At 49.3% G+C, this 6,067-nt stretch carries 6 protein-coding genes, 1 tRNA gene and 2 rRNA genes; 2 read left to right on the forward strand and 7 right to left on the reverse strand.

Annotated elements, in window-relative coordinates; translation table 11 throughout:
* Positions 1–2: 2 nt before the first annotated feature.
* The 3 genes from thiL to rrf (AC5W14_RS10230) all read right to left on the reverse strand — a co-directional run bounded on the left by thiL (position 3) and on the right by rrf (AC5W14_RS10230) (position 1,358).
* Positions 3–1,019, reverse strand: coding sequence for a thiamine-phosphate kinase (thiL, locus tag AC5W14_RS10220; RefSeq protein ID WP_496194314.1), 1,017 nt, complete (start codon positions 1,017–1,019; stop codon positions 3–5).
* A 125-nt stretch (positions 1,020–1,144) separates the two neighbouring features.
* Positions 1,145–1,221: transfer RNA gene (locus AC5W14_RS10225), tRNA-Met, on the reverse strand.
* A 20-nt stretch (positions 1,222–1,241) separates the two neighbouring features.
* Positions 1,242–1,358 (reverse strand): 5S ribosomal RNA (gene rrf / locus AC5W14_RS10230).
* A 195-nt stretch (positions 1,359–1,553) separates the two neighbouring features.
* Between rrf (AC5W14_RS10230) and AC5W14_RS10235 the strand changes: the two genes are divergently transcribed.
* Both AC5W14_RS10235 and AC5W14_RS10240 read left to right on the forward strand, forming a co-directional pair.
* Positions 1,554–1,700, forward strand: coding sequence for a hypothetical protein (locus AC5W14_RS10235; RefSeq protein WP_496194315.1), 147 nt, complete (start codon positions 1,554–1,556; stop codon positions 1,698–1,700).
* 73 nt (positions 1,701–1,773) lie between these two features.
* A complete protein-coding gene (locus AC5W14_RS10240; RefSeq protein WP_496194316.1) occupies positions 1,774–2,868 on the forward strand; it encodes a threonine synthase in 1,095 nt (364 codons plus the stop codon).
* A gap of 59 nt (positions 2,869–2,927) precedes the next feature.
* Here AC5W14_RS10240 and AC5W14_RS10245 read toward each other — a convergent pair whose 3' ends face one another.
* From AC5W14_RS10245 to rrf (AC5W14_RS10260), 4 genes are all read right to left on the reverse strand, one after another.
* Complete coding sequence (locus AC5W14_RS10245; protein WP_496060106.1) at positions 2,928–4,073, reverse strand: trans-sulfuration enzyme family protein; 1,146 nt, start codon at positions 4,071–4,073, stop codon at positions 2,928–2,930.
* 24 nt (positions 4,074–4,097) lie between these two features.
* Positions 4,098–5,054 carry a 5-oxoprolinase subunit C family protein gene (locus tag AC5W14_RS10250; protein ID WP_496194317.1) on the reverse strand — a complete coding sequence of 319 codons (957 nt, stop codon included), beginning with the start codon at positions 5,052–5,054 and terminating at the stop codon, positions 4,098–4,100.
* Positions 5,055–5,081: 27 nt separating this feature from the next.
* Positions 5,082–5,813: a 5-oxoprolinase subunit PxpB gene (pxpB, locus tag AC5W14_RS10255; protein ID WP_496194318.1), complete on the reverse strand. Its 732-nt coding sequence runs from the start codon at positions 5,811–5,813 to the stop codon at positions 5,082–5,084.
* A 129-nt stretch (positions 5,814–5,942) separates the two neighbouring features.
* Positions 5,943–6,059, reverse strand: a 5S ribosomal RNA gene (gene rrf, locus AC5W14_RS10260).
* Positions 6,060–6,067: the final 8 nt, after the last annotated feature.

Raw genomic sequence — 6,067 nt, forward strand, 5'->3', positions numbered from 1 at the left:
TGTTATCCCTGCCCTTCTTTTCCACTGAAGTGATTATACCCCTTTTTTTCTAGGGGGACTGCCTGCTTCTCGTCATGAAGCCAGACCCCGGGTGTTCCCGCTTCCACACGTCCGACTGCGGTTACTGTCAGCCCCAGGGCTTCGGCCCGCTGCCGGAAATCGTCCCAGCATCCGGCTTCGATCGTGCCAAGCAGTTCAAAGTCTTCTCCGCCGTAGAGCATCCACTTCCAGTAGTCCTCCGGGTCGTACCCGGCAAACTCATCCGGCACAGGCACCAGATCCTGCTCCAGGTGCATCTGGATGCCGCTCGCCTCCGCTATTTCAAAGCTTTCGCTTGCCAGGCCGTCGCTGATATCATTGAGCGCGATTCTCGCTGTCATGGAGGCGGCGAGCCGGCCCATTTCCACCTGCGGCTCCGGCCGCTGGTGATAGGAAAGAAGCGTCTGTTCTATAGAAGAAAAAGAAGCGTGTCTCCCTGTTTCCAACAGCAGCTTTAAGCCGGAAGCTGAACGGCCGACAGGACCGGTTAGAAAAATTACATCTCCTGCCGCTGCATTGCGCCGCAGCAGCCGGCGTCCGGTTTCAACGCGTCCGATGACAGTGATCGACACCATCAGTTCGTGCGCTGAGGACACTGTATCCCCTCCGATTAAATCCATCTTGTACCGGTCACCGAGTGCTGCCATGCCTTTATAGAGTCCGGAGAGCTCTTCATCCTCCCAGTGAGGAGGAATCGCAATTGATACAATATAAAAGGAAGGTTCTGCCCCCATCGCCGCCAGGTCGCTTATGTTAGCGGCCAGTGCTTTGTAGCCAACGTCATAAGGAGCCATCGTCTCTTTTTTGAAATGAATGCCTTCAATCATTGTATCCACACAAATGACTTCATCAAAAAAAGAAGACGCTTTGTAAATCGCAGCGTCGTCTCCTATTCCTTCTTCAAGTCGCGTTTGGTGGGAATGGGCAGGCGTGTGCTGTTTTATCCATTCAAATTCGTCTTTTGGCATGCTATCACCCATCTATTTTCTCGGTCTATTCGTTATTCTTTTAGTTTACCTTATTCTATAAAAAGCGCAAGAAAACGAAGGTATTCTTCATTTTGCGCATAAAAAAAAGCCCTTATCGGCTTGAATGGTAAAATAATTGGTTGCGGGAGGAGGATTTGAACCTCCGACCTCCGGGTTATGAGCCCGACGAGCTACCAGACTGCTCTATCCCGCGATATGGTAAAAAATTAACAAGCACGGCAACGTCCTACTTTCACAGGGGGTCGCCCCCCAATTATCATCAGCGCTGAAAAGCTTAACTTCCGTGTTCGGCATGGGAACGGGTGTGGCCTTTTCGCTTTCGCCACCGTACTTATTATTTTTTATGTGGTGTGTCTCTCAACGCCACGTATAATAATATACCACGCGATGATTCACACCGCAACCCTTATTTTAAACTTTTTTGTATTAATTTATTGTCAGAAATGTTACAATATTATAAATACTATAAATAGAAAGAAAGATGCCTGCTGTTGCCTATGAGGATGCGATAAAGGAGGGATTCTGGTGAATGTCGGCCGATCATTGTCTGCTTTTCTGCTGGCGAATGTAATGCTGCTTGTGACGTTTATATTTCTACCTGTGCTAATACTAACAGACAATATCAGTGTCTTTCAGAACATGCTGAACTACATTAACAAATCATCATCATAAGGGAACAAAACAAAGGAACTGTCCCCTACGGGGCAGTTCCTTTCAGGTTTTATATAAAGAAAGGAATGAAAGTATGGAAGAATACATTTGCTCCATCTGCAGAAAAACATATGCGGCAGCTTCTATGATATGGAAATGCACGTGCGGAGGCGTGTTGGATCTACATAAAGATCATCCTTTGATAGATACAAAATCCTGGGACGAGCAGCCGCGTACTTTATGGCGGTATAGGCAGACCATGCCGTTTGCAAAAGACTCGAAAGCATGGGAATGCGTAACGATGGGAGAAGGCCAGACCCCTTTAATTGTGCTGGATACATCTGAACCTGATACGTATGTGAAAGTCGATTACATGATGCCTACCCTGTCTTTTAAAGACCGCGGTGCGTCCGTTCTGATCACCAGGGCGAAAGAATTAGGCGTGTCCAAAGTGATTGCTGACAGCAGCGGAAATGCCGGTACATCCATTGCAGCGTATGCGGCCCGATGCTCGATAGACTGCGAAGTGTTCGTAAGTGATCAGACGTCCCCGAAAAAAATCGCCCAGATTCAGGCCCACGGCGCCGTCATCAAACAAATTCATGGAACACGGGAGGAGGTTGCCGCCGCTGCCCAGCTGGCAGTAGAAACTGATGGTGTTTTTTATGCCAGCCACGTATACAACCCCTATTTTTTTGAAGGAACAAAAACATACGCTTACGAGATATATGAAGAGTTAGGCGGCGCTCCCGATACATTGCTTATTCCCGTGGGAAACGGCACGTTGTTATTAGGGGCATACTATGGATTTAAAGAATTACTGGCCAACGGGTTAATTGGTAAACTACCAAAGATCGCAGCCATTCAGGCAGCAAACTGTGCGCCGCTTGCCGCCGCTTACCAATCCACCACCGTCCCGGCACCACACCGGAGCACAGCAGCCGAAGGGATTGCCATCGCCGCACCGGCACGAGCCAAACAGATTATAGAGGCGGTGGCTGACACAAACGGAACCTTTATAACAGTGGAAGAAGACGAGATTGTAGAGGCCAGGGAGTATCTCAGCAGAAAAGGGTTTTATGTAGAAATCACTTCCGCTGTCAACTACGCCGGCTACCTTCAATACAGCAGAACGCCGGGGGAACAAGTGGTTATTCCTCTTTGCGGAGCCGGTATTAAATCAGGCTGATTTTAAGGAAATCGCATATAAAAAAAGAAGCTGTCCTTTTTGCGACAGCTTCTTTGACGTTATTTTTTTGCTGCTTCGAGTGCTTTGGAAAAGGCCGCAATAATATCCCGGCTGTCTTCAATCCCGACAGAGATCCGGACCGTCTGAACGCTGATACCGAGAGCCGAACGAATTTCTTCCGGAACGGTGCGGTGTGACGTGTTAACCGGGTAAGAGACCGTCGTTTCCACTCCGGCAAGCGATGGCATAATTTTAATCCACTGCAGGGAAGCAAAAAAGGTCTTAATGTCATACGCCTCGGACAGGTTGACGCTGACCATTGCGCCGTTGCCGTGCTCCGATAATCCTTTTGGATAAAAGACCTGGTCGGCACTTCCGCTTTCCTGGAACCATTCGGCCAGGCGGGCGGCATTATCGGACTGGCTCTGCATCCGCAGTCCCAGCGTTTTCAGGCCGCGGCAGGCCAGCCAGCTTTCAAACGGACTTAAATTGGAGCCCATCGAGATCATGCGTTTTTTCGCTTTCCCGATCAGCTCGGTTCCGCCGGTCAGCACCCCGGCGCTCACGTCACTATGGCCGCCGATATACTTCGTGGCACTGTGCACCACAAGGTCCGCCCCAAGCGTATAAGGTTTCAGAAGATAAGGCGTGGGAAACGTGTTATCAATCATTACCCGCATCTGCTCTCTTTTTGAAGCCATAGCGACCAGTCCGGCAATGTCCTCCATGCGCAGAAGCGGATTGGTCACCGATTCAGCATAAAGCAGCACGGTATTGGGCTGAATAGCCTGTTCCACATTGGCAAGGTCTCTAAAGTCGATCACGCTGACCTCAATTCCCCACTCCTGAAGCTCGGTCTGAAAGAGCTGATACGTTCCGCCGTACAGATCGAGCGGCACAATCATATGCTCCCCGGGTTTAACAGTGGCAAGTACCCCTGCGAGAATCGCTGACATCCCTGAAGATGTGGCCAGGCCGGCCGGTGCTTCCTCAAGCTCTGCCGTACCGTGGCCGAGATCATCGGAGTTGGGATTGCTGTACCGCGTGTACAGGTGCTCTTTTTCACCGGAAAAATACTGTTCCATATCATCAAGATCCTGGAACGTAAACGCGGACGTCTGATAGATCGGTTTTGCTTTACTTACATTTTTTTCGCCGTCATTTTTCTGGAAATGAACCGCTTTTGTATTGAAATAAGGTGCCATAATTATATCTCAGCCTTTCGCTTGTCATTGATAGTTTGCTGCAAATTTAATACTTTTAATAAACGAGGTTTTCTTTTTCTTTACCTGATTGGCATTTTCCAAAGACACCTTTTTAAAACGAACCCTCTGGCCCGGATAAAGCTGGGCTGCTTTCGGCAGATCCGCCGAAATAACCGTCGCAATTCTCGTATAGCCGCCGGTTGTCTGCCGGTCCGCCATCAAAATAATAGGCTGTCCCCCTGCTGGTACCTGTATCGTTCCAAAAGAGGAGGCCTCCGACAAAATATCAGCCGATTCAACGTGGGATAAGGTCTCGCCTTCCAGGCGGCAGCCCATCCGGTCCGCGTCTTTTGTGACGGTATAGCCCTGCCGGTAAAACAATTCTACGGATCCAGGAGTAAACGCTTCTGCATCAGGGCCTTCAATTACCCGGAGCACCTGTTCATCCAGATACACCGGCTGCCGCTTGGGGGAAATACTTCTTCCGGTCCGGCCGTTGGCGCGGTCGGCATGATAGTACAGTATGTCATTTTTAAAAAGAGCTCGGCCTTCGATCCCACCGATTTTCGCTTTTAAGTACGTAGAATAGCTGCCTAGAAACCGCTCTCCATCAAATCCGCCTTCTACCGTCAAATAGGCTCGGGAGCCATTTTTATGGCCTTTAAAAGAAAGCACATCTCCTTTATGTACACGAAAGCTTTTCCATTGAGGCACGGGCTTCCCATTACAGGCAGCATGGAGATCCGCTCCTGTCAGGGCGATGACCGCCTCTGTTTGGAACACGAGCTTTGGCCCCATAATCGTAATTTCCAGGCCCGGCGTGTCTTCTTCATTGCCGACAAGCAGGTTACCGATCATTAAGGAATACACATCCATCGCTCCCGCAGGCGCAACGCCTCGGTCCTGGTACCCATAGCGGCCGAGATCCTGAATCGTCGTCAACAGTCCCGGTTTTTCTACTTTGCATAATATGTCCGGCATCGCTTTTCCTCCCCTCTTTACCTTACGTTAGACACGTTTGGCTTTAACACGAATCGTATATGCCTTCTGTTTGACCTGTTCTTTAATGGTTTTATAGTCAGCGGCCGATATTTCATAAAAATTCAGAAAATCCCCGGCCTGCAGTAGAATAGGCGGGTCTGTTTCCTTATTAAACAAGGAAATCGGCGACCGTCCGATAATGTTCCATCCTCCCGGACTCGTAATCGAATAAATCCCCGTCTGCTGGTTCGCAATCCCAACGGAACCGGCTTTGACGAGAGAGCGGGGGGTGTCGAGCCTCGGCACGGCCAAACGTTCATCCATTCCGCCAAGATACGGAAAGCCCGGTGTAAATCCCATCATGAAAATACGGTAATCCGGTTTCGTATGCATTGAAATAAGCCGTTTGCGGTTCAGGCCGGTATGCTTGATCACTTTTTCCATGTCGGGGGCATATGGTTCTTCATAACAGACCGGAATAAAATAGATCTGCGCCTGTTTAAACGAGCCGGCTCCTGCTTTTTTCACATAAACATCCAATGCAGGAAGAAGCTGATTGTATGTAGTAAGAGAAGAGTCGTAGTATACCGTAATTGCTCCATAAGAAGGCACCGCTTCGATGATCCCATAAGGGGGATGCTCTTTGAGCTGCTTCATAAAAGACTGTATCAATACGTGCGTTTTCTCAGAGATAGACGTATCCAGAAGAATCCGAATGCCCTGATCACCAATAGGAGAATACACAGGGGATAGTGTCATAGAACCAGGCTCCTTTATGTAAACCGGCCTTCAGCAGCCGGCAGATAATGTAAAAAAAGAAATGTTCCTAAAGTATAACAAAAAAAGCATCTTCCCACATTATCTAAATGGGGAAAGATGCTTATGGGTGCCCGGCAGCGTCCTACTTTCACAGGGGGTCGCCCCCCAATTATCATCAGCGCACAAGAGCTTAACTTCCGTGTTCGGCATGGGAACGGGTGGGACCTCTTGGCTATCGTCACCGGACGGGTGGT

It is taken from the genome of Sinobaca sp. TMA16-18 (assembly GCF_059510535.1).